Genomic DNA, 15,334 nt, shown 5'->3' with positions numbered 1-15,334 from the left:
TTCACGGGATCAACATCTCGGTCCCCATCGCCAAACGATCCGGCTCAGGGAGAGGTCGATGACACGAGAGCCATGCGAGCCTTCCCAGAAGCCGGATCATTCGGCGGTGAAGCCATGTGACACCGCTCAAGCCCCCTCCTGAGTTCGGAGCCCCGGCTTCAGCCGGAAGTGCAGGACCTAACCAACGATACTCCCGCACCCCAGATTCCGCCTCAAGGCGGTGCTCCGAACCCCGATCCCGGAGCGCGGGCGTCCCGCCTGCCGTTTCACGCGTCCTCGCGGGAAACCGTTCTGACGGCATGAACCCTGGCCGAGTTGATGAAAGGAATCCTGTTAGAGGCTTGATCCGAATCTCCCGAATGGGATAACACTCTTGGTCAAACCCTAACGATCCACTCTGGAAGTCCGCGCCTATGGAGACCCGCCTGCTCGATGAAGCCACTTACCGCGCCTTATTGGTGGCCCCCATGCGGAATGTCACCGCCGAAGCCCAGCCTCAGGTGGATATCTGGCCTTATGTTGCCGCCGTGCCTGCTGCGGATCTCCAAGGGCACGAAGTGTGGAAGGGCTACGTCGAATGTATCTATCGTCCCGCCACAGACGCCTATGATCTGGTCCACGTCTGCACTCGGCGTCCCAACGTCTTTCTCGTCATCGTCGTGGATCGCCTCCAACCATCGGTCTTGGGACATCACCTGCTCGATCTGAACAAGCTGTATGGTGGTTAGGTAAGGGGGGACCTCACATTCAGATTAAAGGAAGACGACACCTTTGAAGATGAGGCCGTATTCGAAGGCTAAGGGTGGCGTCGAGACCAGCCGCCCTCCCCGATCTCGCAGGGATCACCACTTCCCCACCTGGGCCTGAAAGGCCCAAGGAGTCAGCCCAAGGCGCAAGCCCTGGGAGCACGTCACCCGACTCTCGCCCACCCACCGTCGCGGCCTGAAAGGTCGCGGGAGAGCCTGCGATCAAGTCCAGGGTGATCCCCGCTATCCCGCGCTCCGTCAGAGCGCTCCCGTGGCAAGATGATCCCTGCTACACCCACCCAGGGCTCGCGCCCTGGGCTGAGTCCAGCGCCCCTTTGGGCCGCATTCGAAGGCTGACATAACATGTCATCCAGATCATCCGCCCATCACGCTCATTTCACCCGATGCCGCTGGCATCCGACCCGTGGGCCAATACCAACGGGCCAAAAAGTTTCCACGCCCTCCGTTTTCACGCCCCTTTGGAAACTCGGAGTTTCCAAAAGGTTTCCACTTGTTTCCATGTCTTCCAAGGGCAGTTTCCAAAAAGTTGCCGCCATGTTTCCACGGCCTGTAAAAGTTTCCAAGTTTCCACCCCTAGACAGGGAAACTTGGAAACTTTTTTTGTGAGGTGAAAAGGGGGATTCATACCAAGGCAGCAAGACAATCCTTTTACGAAAAAGATTGCCAGTTCATGCATTTATGATGGTCTGATGCATGGCAAACTCGCAGCATCTGGAAATACTCAACCAGGGCGTCACGGCATGGAATGAGTGGCGCAAGAACAACAAACAAAGACAAAGCCTTGATCTCACAGAGGCGCAACTCAGCCATAAAACATTTGTTAAAGCAGATCTCAGCGGAGCAGATCTAAGCAAATCCTTTCTTTTTGGAGCGGACTTGAGAGGAGCAGATCTTTCTGGAGCGGAGCTTTCTGGGACTGACTTCAGAGAAGCTGACCTCAGCGGAGCAAATTTAAGAGAGGCAGATCTAACCGCCGCGTGTCTTATGAATGCCCAGTTCATTAGAACTGATCTGATAGGAGCTACCTTGCATGGTGCTAACCTATCATATGCCGTTCTCACTGATGCAAAACTCAATGGGGCAAACCTGATTGATGCGGATCTGTCCTTGGCGGATCTTACTTCAGCAGACCTTCGTGACTCCAAGCTTCAAGGTGCAAAGTTCTTGGACTCCCTCCTAATATGCGCAAATCTGAGCTATGCCCAATTTGGCACAACAGTCCTCGCTAATGTGAGACTCAGCACCACTATTGGCCTGGAGTCCGCCATTCATAACTATCCCTCCTCCATTGGTATTGATACCCTTTATCTGTCCAAAGGCAAGATACCCGAGGTCTTCCTGCGCGGCTGTGGTGTACCGGATAGTTTCATCACCCAGGCCAAGGCCCTCATTGGTGCTGAGGAAGGGATTCAATTCTATTCCTGCTTCATCAGTTACAATTCCAAGGACGAAGCGTTTGCCACTCGTTTACATGCACGGCTTCAGCAAGATCATGTGCGGGTTTGGTATGCCCCGCATGATATTCAGGGAGGTAAGAAACTGCATGAACAGATTGATGAGGCTATCAAGATTCATGACAAGCTTCTCATCCTGCTTTCCCCCAACAGCTTGAAAAGCGAGTGGGTGATGACGGAGCTGCGCAAGGCCCGCAAGGCCGAACGGAAGACGGGTCAACGGAAGCTCTTCCCGATAGGTCTGGTGGACTATGAGACACTGAGAGAGTGGGAATGCTTCGATGCCGATGGCGGCCAGGATCTGGCCGTGGAAGTAAGGCAGTATTACATCCCTGATTTTACTCTTTGGAAGGACCATGATGTCTTTGAGAAAGAGTATACACGTCTGCTTAAAGACCTGCGTGCAGAGGCTAAGCCGATCCTCTGAATCCTTGATGGAGTTTCCACTTCAGTCCTTTTTATATCCCCTGGAAACTCCGAGTTTCCAACTTGCTTCCACAAGTTTCCACTGCTCCCCAAGCACGTTTCCAAAATGTTTCCGCTGGGTTTCCTGGCTCGTAAAAAGTTTCCAAGTTTCCGTGTCTAGGCATGGAAACTTGGAAACTTTTCAGTCGTCGTCCTCATCTCGCGATGACTTCGGTTTGGGCGGGAGCAGCTTGTTTTTAGATCCGCTGATGAGGCCCTGCTCCAAGGCTTTGGCAGCCCATTTACTGATGGTTCCTTTGGGTTTGCCCATGAGCTCGGCGATGTCCACCTGCTTCTCCACGCCCTCATTCACATGCTGGATGAATTGCTCATACTCGCTGGTGATGGCGAGCTGGCAGTCGATGTGGGCGAGGCCTTCGTCGCTGGTGGTGAAATGCCAGAGGAGATCGGGAATGGGCTGGCCGGTGTTGCGGCTGGGTTTGGCGAAGTGGGTGGTGAATTTCGCCCCCGGTTCGGCATCGGTCTTGGCATTGCGCAGTTCCAGGATCCAGGAGCAGGCATCCTCGCGCTTCGAGTGCCCGCGCATGAAGCCGTTGCGCCCGGCGTGGTGGATGACGATGACGGTGATCTTGCGCCGCCGCAGCTCCAGCAGCCATTGACCGATGGGCTCGTAATCGCTGCCTTTGTTTTCATCCACCCCACTGGCGAGGGCGCTGAGGTTATCGAGGATCACGCATTGGAAACCGTGACTCACGATGAGGCTGGTGAGGGCCTCCCGATGCTCCTCCAGGCCGATGTTCAGACTGCACCCGAGCGCTTCAAAGAGGGTCTCGTGATGCAGATACTGCACACGCTCACCCAACCCCAGCAGACGGGTGCGCTGCTGGGTCAGCTCCAGGGGCATTTCACCATCCACATAGAGCACCGTCACGGGCTGCTCTCCGGCCTGCCACAGCCCCAGGGAGCCCCCCTGGGAAAGGGCGAGCGGCAGGGCCATAGCCAGCCACGTTTTCCCCACCCCGCGTGGGGCGAAGATGAAACCGAGATCGGCCGCGCATAACCAACGATCCAACAACTTCAATCGTGGCGGCAGCAGCGCATTCTGGAGATCGCTCGCCGTGATGAGGCAGGGGCTGAGATCCAGAGGCCCGGCGGACCTTTCCGACGTGTGGAGAGCGAGGGCGGTGTGCTGCTGTAGCGTCTGTTGATAGCTGGGGTGTTGGCGTAGGGCTTCGGTGATGTCTTGCATGGGATGCGTTCTTGGTGCTTTGTTCTTGGTTCCGGGTTAGAAGGTTGGAAGGGGTGGGCGTAGGCTGGGTTTGTCCGGCTTTGGATGTGTTTCGCCTGTCCATCTCGTTGCCGGATAACCCGGCTTTTCGGGCGGGGTGGATGCTCTAGGGTCGGGCATGGCGAAGGATCGGTTGCGGTTGCAGGGGTGGTTTCGCATCGCTCGAGGAGGCGGGTTATCCGGCGACGGAATCCAGCGAGATAGGCTTATCGAAGGCCGGACAAACCCGCCCTACTTCGCCTCCGTCATGAAGAGCTGGCTGAGCGTGTCCGCATGTTGAGCATGACCGGAAGGGGTGATGAGCGGGGCGAGGTCTTTACAGCCTTCCGGCAGGGCATAGACATCCACGGAGATGCCTCCGGCGTCTAACTCGGCCAGCCACGCCGCCGCCGCTTTCAGGCCGGAGGCATCGGCATCGGGGACGAGGCGCAGGTGCTTGCCACGGAGCTGGTGCAGCAGGGCGGGATCGCGGGCAAAGCGGGAGCTGGCGCTGGTGGCGGCGAGGATGGCCCAGGGCTGCGGCGCATCCACGAGTGCCCAGGCGGCCAGGGCCTCGATCAAAGCGATGGCGCCTTCCACGAGCAAGACATGCGTGGCCGATCCTAACCATCTTTGCCCAATGAAAGCCCCTTCACTGCCGGGCAGGTTCTTGGCCTTGAGCGGGCTCCCATCGGCGCGCCAGAAAGGCTCCCCATCCAGCCGCCGAGCCTGAGCAAAGCTGCCCTCATGCAGGAGGTAGCAGGCCTGCCCATCCACCAGGCCGCCGCTGAGGAAACCGTGCCGCTGGGCGAGATCCACGGCATCCGGCCGCATCCCCCGCTGCTGGGCGATGCGCTCGATCAGGGCAGGTTTCAGCGGCCTGAAGGCGGGCCAGTCTTGGCGCTGCTGCGCCTGTCGGTTCGTTTCGTGTTCGCAGTTCATGGTCCCAAGCGTGCGTGTCAAAAAGAAGCTAGGCTGACGGCAGGCGCGGGCTGTGGGTGCACGCGGGCGATCCTCATTCAGCAAGTAACCCAGAGGACGCTGGGCGTGGGCACTGGACTGCGTGGCGCTGCGGAGCTTGTGGCGCAGCTCGCGCTCGGTCCACGGCGGCTGGCAGTGGCTGTGGTTCCAGGCTTGCAGCAGCGGCAGGGCGTCGGTTTCACCCAGGGCAAACCCCTGCACCAGAGCGCATGCGGCCCGATAGGTGGCGCTGTGTCCGCCGCTGCCGGAGATGGCGGGCGGCAGGTGCTGGAGATAAGCGGCAGCGCGGTCGAGCGGGGACATGGGGGAAGAGGTTCTTGGTTGTTGGTTCCTGGTTCCTGGTTCCTGGTTGTTGGTTCCTGGTCCTTGGTTGTTGGCGATTGACGGACCTGCGGTGTCAACTCAGGCGGCGAGCGTGGTGGGTGTGAGGACCTGCCGTGTCAAAGGGCGGGGGCGACACGTGTCGCCCCCTGAGCTGCTGGGCTGTAGGCCGGATGTGTTCAGCGCGGTGGAGGCCGTTGGCTCTTCGTCTTGCTTCGCTGAACTATCCGGCCTCTGGGAAGCTGGGGAGTCGAACGGATGCAGGATGTTCTCGAGTCATCGCGCGTTCCCTGAGCCGGATCATTTGGCGAAGGGGTTTTTCGTGTTAGCAAAGTCCATGGCGCCAAACACATCCGGCCTACGACGATGCGCCTGCCGCTGATGAATGGATGATTGGTTAAGCAGGGCTATGCGCTGCCCCCCAACCATCCATCCATCATCCAATCATCCCGCCCTTCCCCCACGGGCGCGGCTCTCGATGAAGTGACGCAGGCAGGGGAAGTGGATGAGGCGGGTGCCTTTGCTTTGGCCTTCTTCCTTCAGGGAGGAGAAGCGGAGGTGACCTCGGTTCATGAGGTCGTAGAGTTTGGCTTTGGTGAGGCGGCTGTAGTCGCAGGCCTCTTTGACTCGCAGCCACTCGGGCTGCCCGGCTGTTGTGTGTGTATTCGCATCTTTCATGCGATGAGGACCGGATGAATCACCGTGGCAAGACGCAACTTCTTTTTTCAAAGAGGTCACGGAAGTGGCTCAAGCAGAGGAGCGTAATTCATTGATGAATAAGGCGTTAGACTAATTCAAAAAAACGCGATTTTTTTAACCCGATCTGAGTGGATCAAACCCCGGTCGGCGGATGGGATTAACCAAGGGTTTGTCAAGAGCGAAGACGGTTTTTTCAGCCCCGGGAGTCGTGCCGAGGGAAATCTGAAAGAGAGGGCACCACATTGGCCTCATCCGTCTCACTCAGAGGATCTCCAGCCGATTCAAGGAGGCCAGCAGATTGAGGTCAATCCATCCCCATCTGCTGGCCTCCCCGAATCTGTGGGAGATCACACCTCTTCCAGACGGCCCGTGTCTGGGGTTGTCCCGTTTTCTCTTGAGAGCAGGGTTCGGAGCAGCGCCTTGAGGCGGACCTCAGAGAATCAACACATCGTTGGTTAGCCTCTGATCCGACTGAAGCCGGGGCTCCGAACGTGGGCGGAGCCGGGGCATTCCTTCCGGACTTCACCACCCTTTGAAGAAGGCGGACAACAGTGTCCGCACGCCTCTCCATCAGGCAATCACTTGCCCACAAACAGCAGGTAGCGCCAGAGGTCGCCGTAGCCGTGGCTGATCTGGCAGATGAGGGGCTGGAAGTGCTGGCGCAGCTGCTCCATCACCTGCCCGTCCATGCGGACATGATTCACGCCCATCCAGCGGCGGAACCAGGCCCAGCGGCTCTCATGAAAGTCCACGACGGCGATGACGCCGCGCTCGCTGAGGTCTTGCCGACACAGGGAGATCACCTGCTCGAAGCCGGGGTTGATCATCGTCAGGCAGTAGCTGAAGACCACGAGGTCAAACTTGGTGTTCACCGCGATGGGTTGGTCATAAGCCTGATGCAGCAGCCCGACACGGCCGCCATAACGCTTCAGTTTGGGCCGGGCTTGGTCCAGCATGTCCTTTGACAGGTCCAGTCCGACGATCTGGGCCCTGGGGAAGCGCTCGGCCAGTTCCACGAGGTTTTGCCCGGTGCCGCAGCCGATCTCGAGGATGCGCTCAGGCACCAGCATCTGGGTGGCGGCCCGCTGGATGATGGACTTCCGGCCAAACAGGAAGGCCCAGCGCGTGAGGTCATAGATGCGCGCATGCCAGCGGTAATAGCCGTTGAGTGACTTTTGGTTCGTCGTGTCTGAGCTCATGCGATCACATCGGCTAATAAGGTGCAACCGTAAGTGCCCACGCGGTCCTGCAGATGCAGGTAATCGGCCAGGGGTTGGGTGTGAGTCATCTGCAGGCGCTCCCGGGCGAAAGGCGGGATGAAATCAATGACCGGGCTGGCAGAGCGCATGAGGATGCGGGTGCCGGGGCGGCTGTTTTCCAAAATGAGCTGCCACTCTTCAGCCAGCGCTTGAGGCTTATGCGCCGCCAGCCAGTCCTGATGATCCAGCAGCACGTAGTGGGAATACGGGCCGGGATTTTCACGCAGGAAATTGGCGACGGTGGTGCTGTGGGTGGCGAGGCGCCCTGCCCCGGCGACCAGGGCGGACTGGTGCTCTTCGCGGAGATAATTCGGGCAGCAGTCGCGGGTGTAGTGACCGGTCAGATAGACGCGCCAGAAGTAGTTGTCCTGAAACGGCACCTCCGTGAGCACCTGGGACAGCTTGGACTGGATGTAACCTTTGAGCCCACCGGGGAACTGCGCCTCGATGAGCCGAATCTGGGCGCGTGGCACCCCCAGCATGGTCATGGCCATGGGCTGACGCACCAGCCAGGACACGAGACCATTCCACAGGGCAGGTTTCACATGCTCATAGAGGGCCTGCTGAGCGTGGAGATCTGGGGCATGCAGGAGAGCCTCCACATAGTCACGCACACGGGGGCTGCGCAGGAACGTTTGCAAGGCGATCCAGGCCATCTGTCCCGCCGTGCCGCGATAGTAGAAGGATGGGTTTAAGGCCGACTTCTGAAAGTAATAATGCTTCGAGCTCCAGTAACGCAGCGCATAGGGGTGAAGCTGATCCTTCACCTCACTGAGGAGGCGTCGGAACTCGGGATGCTCCCCATAACCGAAGAGACGAAACAGATCCTCAAACTGCCCGCGCTGAATCATGGCCAGCTTCAGTTGCAGCAGGGCGTTCTGGCGCGGGTTCATATCCACCGCGTGAATCTCCGCCGGACCCTCCAGCAGATAATCCAGGGCATTGCACCCTGCACTGGTGATCATCACCACACGGCTATCCGCCTGGAGATTCATCATCTCGCGATCCAGCCGAGGGTCTTCCCAGCAGGTATTATAAACCAAGTTTCCCCCATGCACCCGGTTGAAGATGACATCGTGGGCACGATGGGTGAAGGGCGTTCTGGGGGGCTTTTGCGCGAGCATGACCTTCACTCAAACCGCACTCCCTGCCCCTGGCAGGTTCCTTCGTGCAAAGAATTCGTCAGAGACGGGGCCCGCATCCGCAGGTCTGGCGCGCGGCTTGCTCTGAGGTTTCCGACTTCTCCTCAAGTGTGCATCCTGCAAGCTGATCCGAAGCTTATGGACCTGCGATTCCACGAAAATCCACTTTGGAAACCGTCAGCTCTGTGAGAGAACCTTGCATTAGCATTCGCATTCATTTCCGTGTCCTTTCCTTCCCCTCCGAAACTCATGGCATCTGAAGCCGAGGTGCCACTCGTTTCGGCACAGCGCATCTGTGAGTGGACGGTGCGCATCACGGGCCTGGTGATCCTCGTCATTGCCTTGAGTAATCTGGCGATGTGGTGGCTACCGCCGTTGCGCTTCATCGCCACGTGGCCGGGGATCATGATCATGCGGGCCAATACGGCGCTGGGTCTTCTCTTCAGTGCCCTCTCCCTGCTCACCTGGCTGCGGGCACCACGCACCGGTCCTCACCGCCTGCGCACCCTGGCGATGACCTTCGGCGTCTTCGTCACCATCCTCGGAGGTGTCAGCGCGTTTCAGGATCTGGCAGGCTTGACCTTGGGTTTCGATGAATGGTTTGCCCCAGCCACCTTCCCTGAGGACCAAGCCAACCGCATTGTGGTGGCCCCCGGTCGCATGAGTCTGAACGCCGCCTTATCATTCTTCATGTTAGGCCTGGCCCTCATCGGGCTCGACTGGAGCCTGGACATCGGGCGTGTGCGGCGAGTGTTTGCAGCCCCCATTCTGGCTGTTCTATCCGCTTTGCCCGCGTGCTTTGCCCTGGTCGGCTACCTCACCGGGTCATCGGGCTTCACAGGCATTCTGCGCTCCACCAATGTCTTGCTGCATGTGGCGGTCAGTCTCGTCTTAGGCGCCATGGGGGTGCTCGCTCTGCGTGGAGATCGGCAGCCCATCCGGCGCATCCTGTCGCAGGGCGCAGGAGGCACCCTGCTGCGCTGGCTGTTACCCGGCTCCACCATCTCCCTCATCGTCCTGGCCTGGCTGGTGGGAAAAGGCCGCTCCTGGGGCCTGGTGGCACCGGGGGAAGGCACCGCCTTCATGCTCTTCGGCGGGCTCATCCTGCTCTACGCGCTCATCGTCTCCGCCAGCCGTGCCCTGGATGTGCAGGAGCTCCGCGCCCGGGATGCCTGGTCCGCTCTGCGGGAGGAAGAACGGCGCAATCAGTCCCTCCTCAAAACCTCCCTGGATGCCGTGATCCTGATGAGTGACGATGGTGCCGTGATGGACTGGAACGTCGCCGCAGAACACACCTTTGGTTGGCGGCGGCATGAAATCATGGGGCGCAATCTGGCCGACTGCATCCTGCCGGAACCTCTGCGTGAACTCCATCATCAGGAGTTAAAAACCTACCTGGACACGGGCATCAGCAAGGTCATCGGCCACCGCTTAGAAATGACCGCGCTGTATCGGGATGGCACCGAGTTCCCGGTGGAATTCAGCATCAATGCGGTAACCTCCGCCGACCCGCCGATGTTTGTGATCATCATCCGCGACATCACCACACGGAAAAATGCGGAGCGCGCGCTGCGGGAAGCCAAAGAACAGGCCGAGAAAGCCAGCCAAGCCAAAGACGACTTCCTCGCCGCTCTCTCCCATGAGCTGCGCACCCCGCTGACCCCCGTGCTGCTCACCGCTGCCGAGCTGGCCCACGATCCCCTGGTCTCCGATGATGTCCGGAACTCCCTCGCCATGATCGAGCGGCATGTCACCCTGGAGGCACGGCTCATTGACGACCTCCTCGACCTCACCCGCATCTCCCGTGGCAAGCTGCACCTGAAACCCGAGCCCTGTGACGTGCACGAGGTGGTCTGTCACGCCCTGGGCATCATCCAAGACGATGCAGCGGCCAAATCCCTCACGCTTTCCGTCAATCTCACCGCACGCGCCTCCCGCCAGATGGGGGACCCGGCACGGCTTCAGCAGGTGTTCTGGAACCTGCTGAAAAACGCGGTCAAATTTACCCCCGAGGGAGGCACCATCAGCGTCCACTCCTTTCAGGATCACGAGGCCAATACGCTGGTCATCGAGGTCCGTGACACCGGGGTCGGTTTTCCCCAGGAGAGAGCGGATCAGCTCTTCCTCCCCTTCGAGCAGGAAAAGACCAACGGCTCCCATCAGTTCGGTGGCCTTGGCCTCGGGCTGGCCATCGCCCAGGCCATCGTTCATCTGCATGGAGGCACCATCTCCGCCCGCAGCCCGGGTCTGGGACAAGGCTCCGTCTTTAGCGTCAGCCTCATCGCTCAGGATTCTATTTCCCTGATTCACGACCACCCCGCCGAAGAGAAGTCCCTCCGCCCGCCCACCGGCCAATCCCTGCACATCCTCCTGGTGGAAGATCACGAGCCGACCCGCCTCGTGCTCGCCCAAATGCTGCGGCGCGCCGGGCATCAGATCCTCACGGCGGAGAGCATCCAGCAGGGCCTGGAGCTGGCACAAAAGAGCGATTCTCCACTCAACCTCGTGATCTCCGATCTGGGTCTGCCCGATGGGTCCGGTCTGGAGCTGATGCAGCGATTGAAAGCTCAGCATCTCGTGCCCACCGGCATCGCCCTCTCCGGCTATGGCATGGAAGAAGACCTCCGCCGCAGTCGTGAGGCCGGGTTTGCCAGCCACCTCGTCAAGCCGGTGAAGTTTGAGCAGCTTCAGCAGGCCATCGCCGCCTTGATCTCTGAGTAAACCGAGCCTCACAGAGGGGGCGTGCGGTATGTGCCTGCTCTCACATTCTTCACGGCCCGCCTCTGGACAAGCCCCCACTCCCACGCCACGCTAAGACCAACTCGAATTTCCTTTTCCCCATGCCCATCTCCGCCCAACTCACCGAAGACATGAAAACCGCCATGAAGGCCAAAGACACTGTGACCCTCAATGTGGTCCGGGGCCTGAAGTCGGCGATCAAATACGCCGCCATCGAAAAGCATGGCGCTGAAGGTGAACTGGAAGAGGCCGAAGCCATCGCCGTGGTGCGTAAGGAAGTGAAAAAGCGCCAAGACTCCGTGGCCAGCTACGAGGCCGCCAACCGTGCTGACCTCGCCGAAACCGAAAAGGCCGAAATCGCTGTCCTGGAAAAATACCTCCCTGCCGCCATGAGCGCCGACGAGGTGGAAAAGCTGGTCAACAGCGTGATCCTCGAGCTGGGAGCCACCAGCAAGAAAGACATGGGCGCCGTCATGAAAGTCCTCGGCGAACGCGCCGAAGGCCGCGTGGATAACCGCACCCTCTCCAGCGAAGTGGGCAAGCGACTGGCTTGATCTCAGAGCAAGCAATGCCACTCGGTTTCATCAGGCCGAGTGAGACAGGATTGACAAGATTCTCAGGATTTACAGGAGAGGTAAAAAACCATCCTCAATTTTGGTGGAATCCCGTGGGTCACATTCAACGCTGATTCTGCTCTTCAATCAATGCCAACGGCATTGTGTCTCTGAGCCCAGGGTTCTCTGAACCCTGGGATGTAGGCACGAAATCGCATCATTCGTAATGCAACCCCAACGGGGTTATGTCCATCGTCGAAGGCTCACCCGAATGTCCGTTTGGGACACCCCTATCCATGCCGTTGAACATCCTGCATGGACGAAACCCCGTTGGGGTTTGCCGACATGCGGCGGGAGATGACATGGCCTACCCAGGGTTGTGCCAACCCTGGGCTCAATGCCGCAACCCCGTTGGGGTTCCCCATTCTACGGGCTGCCCGTTTATCAAAGCCCCAAGGTTTATCGACCAAACTCATGAGGGTCTGGGAGAGAGATGCACCGTATTTACAGACTCGATCTAAAGTTTGTTAATCCTGTCATCCTGTAAATCCTGTCCAAAACAATCCACGCCTTCTCAACCGGCCTTTACTCGCCCTTCGTCCGCTCCAGCGCTCGATTCCAGCCTGCCATCAGAGCCTTCCTTTGGGCGGCTTTCATGGCGGGTTCAAAGCGGCAGTCACTCTGCCATTGGGTTGCAATCTCGGCCTGGTTTTTCCAGAAGCCCGTGGCTAAGCCCGCTAAATAAGCGGCACCGAGAGCGGTCGTCTCCGTCACCGTCGGACGCACGACCGGCACGCCCAGAAGATCGGCCTGGAACTGCATCATGAGGTTGTTGTTGCTGGCCCCGCCATCCACCCGCAGCTCGCGCAGCTTGACTCCGGCATCAGCCTGCATGGCATGGAGGATATCCGTGACCTGATAAGCGATGCCCTCCAACGCCGCCCGGGCAATGTGGGCCTTCGTGGTGCCACGGGTGATGCCACACATGAGACCGCGCGCATACGGATCCCAATGCGGAGCCCCCAGACCGGCAAAGGCGGGCACGAGATACACGCCCCCGGTGTCTGGCACTTGCGCAGCGAGCGCCTCCACCTCAGAGGATTTCTTGATGAGGCCCAGCCCATCCCGCAGCCACTGCACCACCGCTCCGGCAATGAAGACGCTGCCTTCCACGGCGTATTCCAACGGGCCATCGCCGATCTGCCACGCCACGGTGGTCAGCAGATTGTTGCCTGAGGCGATGCGCTTGGTGCCGGTATGCATGAGCATGAAACAACCGGTGCCATAGGTGTTCTTCACCATGCCCGGCTTTGTGCACACCTGACCGAACAACGCCGCCTGCTGGTCTCCCGCAATCCCGGCAATCGGGATGCTGCCGCCTAACAAGGAAGTCTCACCAAACACGCCGCTAGAAGGCCGCACATCAGGCAGGGCGGTGGCAGGCACGCCGAAGAGTTTCATCAACTCCGCATCCCAAGATCCTGACGCGATGTCATACAGCATGGTGCGGGAGGCATTGCTCACATCCGTGGCATGCACCGCCCCCTCCGTGAGCTTCCAGAGCAACCAGGAATCCACGGTGCCGAAAGCCAGATCACCAGCCTTAGCCAGCTCTTTCGCCTGAGGCACATGCTTCAGCATCCAGTGCATCTTGGTGGCGGAAAAGTAAGCGTCCACCACGAGACCGGTCTTGTGCCGGATCATCGCCTCCGCGCCTTTGGCCTTGAGCTTATCACAAAAAGCGGCGGTGCGGCGGTCCTGCCAGACGATGGCCTTGCCCACCGGCTTGCCGGTCTTCTTGTTCCAGGCCACAGTCGTCTCGCGCTGATTGGTGATGCCTATGGCCGCGATGTCTTTGGCGGTGGCTTTGGCCTTCTTCAGCACCTCCTTCATGGTGCGGAGCTGGGTGGTCCAGATTTCCTCCGCATCGTGCTCCACCCATCCGGGCTGCGGATAATGCTGGGTAAACTCTTTCTGCGCCGTGGCAATGACCTTGCCCTTCTTATCAAACAGAATGCTCCGGCTGCTGGTGGTTCCCTGATCAAGCGCGAGGACGTATTTCATGCCTCGATTCTTCATATCAGAGCCCAGATGACAAGACTGCATGCATCATGGAGCGCGGGTTTCCAAACCTGCGCTTTAGGATCCATCTTCGTGTCTCTTGTGCAGCGCCATAGGCGCGACGCCCCTTAGCCCAGGGTGTAACCCTGGGTTCCTGCAATAAGATGTCCTTCGAAACGGTAGAGCCCTGCCAAGGGCGGAACTCGACTCATGCGCCGCCCCTGTGGGGCTCTCTGTGAAAACAAACGACTCGGAATGCCATGATCCTGGGGTTGCACCCCAGGCTGAGGAATACCGCGCTTGGGGCTCACGGCTGCGGGGTTGGAAGCTCATCGCTCCAGGGCTCATCACCGCGTCTCCTGCCCGACGAAGATCAGGCAGTCATTCGGATCAATCACGTGAAACTCCGTCATGCCGTAGGGCCGTTCGGCCAGCTCCGTGATCTTATACCGATCCCGAAACGGCTGCACCCGCTGCCAGATCTCCTGGATGTCCTCCACCTCGATGTAAATCTCCGCATGACCCCGCACGGCCTCCATCACGGATTCATCATGCGCTTTGGTGAAGTGGATCGTGCAGCCATCCTTCTCGACGATGCCGTAGTCCGCCGACTGCAGCACCACCTGAAAGCCCAACACCTCCCCATAAAAGGACACCGTTTCCTCCACCGACGCTGCTGCCAGGATCGGACTGATGTGTTTGATGCGCGAAGCTGACATAGCGAGTGAAGTGAAAAAGTGGATCTTCGTTAACCGACCGAGCAGATGCCCACGGCCTGCTTCAGTGAAGCCAGTTTATCTGGCCGTTTCGGGATGAACTCTTGACCGAGGTATCCGGTATAACCCGTCTCCTGGATGGCCTTGATGATGGCGGGATAGTTCAGCTCCTGCGTCTCATCAATCTCCGCCCGTCCGGGCACACCGCCAGTGTGGTAATGGGCAAAGTAAGGGTGCTGCTTGCGAATGGTGGCCATGACATCTCCCTCCATGATCTGCATGTGATAGATGTCATAGAGCAGCTTGAAATGCGGTGATCCGAGCTTTTCACACAAGGCCACACCCCAGGCACTGTGATCACACATGTAATCTGGGTGATTCACCTTGCTGTTCAGCAGCTCCATCACCAGCGTCACGCCCAGCTTTTCACACAGAGGCATCAGCCGCTTCAAGCCAACCACGCAGTTCTCCAGCCCCTGCTCATCATCCATGCCATCGCGGTTACCGCTGAAGCAGATGACTTGCTTGAAACCCGCCTCCGCGCTGGTCTTCAGCAGCGGTTCATAGGCCTCGACCAATAGATCGTGATTCTCCAGCCGATTGAACCCATGCGGGATGCTGCCAATCTTTTTGTTATCCGGTCCCTTCGCCGTGGGGAAGCTGACCATGGCGCAGTGCAGCCCGTGTTTCTTCAGGGTGGCAAAGTCTGGTGGATCCAGCAGCTCGATGGACTCCAGCCCGATCTCCTTCGCGGCTTCACACATCGTCTCCAGCGGGATGTCCTTGTAGCACCATTTGCAAACGGAGTGCTTCACCTTGCCTGCTGTGGCATCTGCCGCCCAAGCTTGCTCCTGCAGCATGGCCACCACGGCTGCGACACCGAGGGAGCGATTGAAAAACTGACGACGGGGGATGGAGACGGGGTTCATGAGGATCAAACGTAACGAG

Annotated in this window: 12 protein-coding genes; 4 read left to right on the top strand and 8 right to left on the bottom strand. The window is 59.1% G+C overall.

Annotated features, from left to right (window positions below):
* Positions 1-413 precede the first annotated feature (413 nt).
* Both B5D61_RS15090 and B5D61_RS15085 read left to right on the top strand, forming a co-directional pair.
* Positions 414-728 (top strand): hypothetical protein, encoded by a 315-nt coding sequence (locus tag B5D61_RS15090; RefSeq protein ID WP_078814235.1) that lies wholly within the window; start codon positions 414-416, stop codon positions 726-728.
* A gap of 732 nt (positions 729-1,460) precedes the next feature.
* A complete protein-coding gene (locus B5D61_RS15085) occupies positions 1,461-2,648 on the top strand; it encodes a toll/interleukin-1 receptor domain-containing protein (RefSeq protein ID WP_078814234.1) in 1,188 nt (395 codons plus the stop codon).
* Between the two features lie 180 nt (positions 2,649-2,828).
* Here the strand turns inward: B5D61_RS15085 and B5D61_RS15080 are convergent, their stop codons facing one another.
* The 5 genes from B5D61_RS15080 to B5D61_RS15060 form a co-directional block, all read right to left on the bottom strand.
* Entirely contained in the window at positions 2,829-3,896 is a 1,068-nt protein-coding gene (locus tag B5D61_RS15080) for an AAA family ATPase (RefSeq protein WP_078814233.1), read from the bottom strand.
* A gap of 270 nt (positions 3,897-4,166) precedes the next feature.
* The gene (locus tag B5D61_RS15075) at positions 4,167-5,198 is read right to left on the bottom strand and encodes a hypothetical protein (RefSeq protein WP_078814232.1); all 1,032 of its coding nucleotides are present in this window, start codon (positions 5,196-5,198) and stop codon (positions 4,167-4,169) included.
* A 462-nt stretch (positions 5,199-5,660) separates the two neighbouring features.
* The gene (locus B5D61_RS15070) at positions 5,661-5,894 is read right to left on the bottom strand and encodes a helix-turn-helix domain-containing protein (protein WP_078814231.1); all 234 of its coding nucleotides are present in this window, start codon (positions 5,892-5,894) and stop codon (positions 5,661-5,663) included.
* A gap of 599 nt (positions 5,895-6,493) precedes the next feature.
* Positions 6,494-7,114: a class I SAM-dependent methyltransferase gene (locus tag B5D61_RS15065; RefSeq protein WP_078814230.1), complete on the bottom strand. Its 621-nt coding sequence runs from the start codon at positions 7,112-7,114 to the stop codon at positions 6,494-6,496.
* On the bottom strand, positions 7,111-8,298 hold the full coding sequence (locus B5D61_RS15060; protein ID WP_078814229.1) for a BtaA family protein: 1,188 nt from the start codon (positions 8,296-8,298) through the stop codon (positions 7,111-7,113). Before B5D61_RS15060 ends, B5D61_RS15065 begins: the two co-directional genes overlap by 4 nt.
* Before the next feature lie 267 nt (positions 8,299-8,565).
* Here B5D61_RS15060 and B5D61_RS15055 point away from each other — a divergent pair, with 267 nt between their 5' ends.
* On the top strand, positions 8,566-11,037 hold the full coding sequence (locus tag B5D61_RS15055; RefSeq protein ID WP_078814228.1) for a PAS domain-containing hybrid sensor histidine kinase/response regulator: 2,472 nt from the start codon (positions 8,566-8,568) through the stop codon (positions 11,035-11,037).
* Positions 11,038-11,156: 119 nt separating this feature from the next.
* Positions 11,157-11,609 carry a GatB/YqeY domain-containing protein gene (locus B5D61_RS15050; RefSeq protein ID WP_078814227.1) on the top strand — a complete coding sequence of 151 codons (453 nt, stop codon included), beginning with the start codon at positions 11,157-11,159 and terminating at the stop codon, positions 11,607-11,609.
* Positions 11,610-12,194: 585 nt separating this feature from the next.
* Here the strand turns inward: B5D61_RS15050 and glpK are convergent.
* From glpK to B5D61_RS15035, 3 genes are all read right to left on the bottom strand, one after another.
* A complete protein-coding gene (gene glpK, locus B5D61_RS15045; protein WP_078814246.1) occupies positions 12,195-13,673 on the bottom strand; it encodes a glycerol kinase GlpK in 1,479 nt (492 codons plus the stop codon).
* 344 nt (positions 13,674-14,017) lie between these two features.
* Positions 14,018-14,389, bottom strand: coding sequence for a bleomycin resistance protein (locus B5D61_RS15040; RefSeq protein ID WP_078814226.1), 372 nt, complete (start codon positions 14,387-14,389; stop codon positions 14,018-14,020).
* A 29-nt stretch (positions 14,390-14,418) separates the two neighbouring features.
* Positions 14,419-15,315: a hydroxypyruvate isomerase family protein gene (locus tag B5D61_RS15035; RefSeq protein ID WP_078814225.1), complete on the bottom strand. Its 897-nt coding sequence runs from the start codon at positions 15,313-15,315 to the stop codon at positions 14,419-14,421.
* Positions 15,316-15,334 lie beyond the last annotated feature (19 nt).

The sequence above is a fragment of the Prosthecobacter debontii genome, from assembly GCF_900167535.1.
Classification (GTDB): Bacteria; Verrucomicrobiota; Verrucomicrobiia; order Verrucomicrobiales; family Verrucomicrobiaceae; genus Prosthecobacter; species Prosthecobacter debontii.
This window is presented reverse-complemented; position numbering and strand designations above follow the sequence as displayed.

Bases quoted from the DNA above. Each gene is read 5' to 3' on its own strand.
- B5D61_RS15035 (WP_078814225.1), bottom strand. From the start codon at position 15,315: ATGAACCCCGTCTCCATCCCCCGTCGTCAGTTTTTCAATCGCTCCCTC.
- B5D61_RS15075 (WP_078814232.1), bottom strand. From the start codon at position 5,198: ATGTCCCCGCTCGACCGCGCTGCCGCTTATCTCCAGCACCTGCCGCCC.
- B5D61_RS15055 (WP_078814228.1), top strand. From the start codon at position 8,566: ATGGCATCTGAAGCCGAGGTGCCACTCGTTTCGGCACAGCGCATCTGT.
- B5D61_RS15050 (WP_078814227.1), top strand. From the start codon at position 11,157: ATGCCCATCTCCGCCCAACTCACCGAAGACATGAAAACCGCCATGAAG.
- glpK (WP_078814246.1), bottom strand. From the start codon at position 13,673: ATGAAATACGTCCTCGCGCTTGATCAGGGAACCACCAGCAGCCGGAGC.
- B5D61_RS15065 (WP_078814230.1), bottom strand. From the start codon at position 7,114: ATGAGCTCAGACACGACGAACCAAAAGTCACTCAACGGCTATTACCGC.
- B5D61_RS15080 (WP_078814233.1), bottom strand. From the start codon at position 3,896: ATGCAAGACATCACCGAAGCCCTACGCCAACACCCCAGCTATCAACAG.
- B5D61_RS15090 (WP_078814235.1), top strand. From the start codon at position 414: ATGGAGACCCGCCTGCTCGATGAAGCCACTTACCGCGCCTTATTGGTG.
- B5D61_RS15040 (WP_078814226.1), bottom strand. From the start codon at position 14,389: ATGTCAGCTTCGCGCATCAAACACATCAGTCCGATCCTGGCAGCAGCG.
- B5D61_RS15085 (WP_078814234.1), top strand. From the start codon at position 1,461: ATGGCAAACTCGCAGCATCTGGAAATACTCAACCAGGGCGTCACGGCA.
- B5D61_RS15070 (WP_078814231.1), bottom strand. From the start codon at position 5,894: ATGAAAGATGCGAATACACACACAACAGCCGGGCAGCCCGAGTGGCTG.
- B5D61_RS15060 (WP_078814229.1), bottom strand. From the start codon at position 8,298: ATGCTCGCGCAAAAGCCCCCCAGAACGCCCTTCACCCATCGTGCCCAC.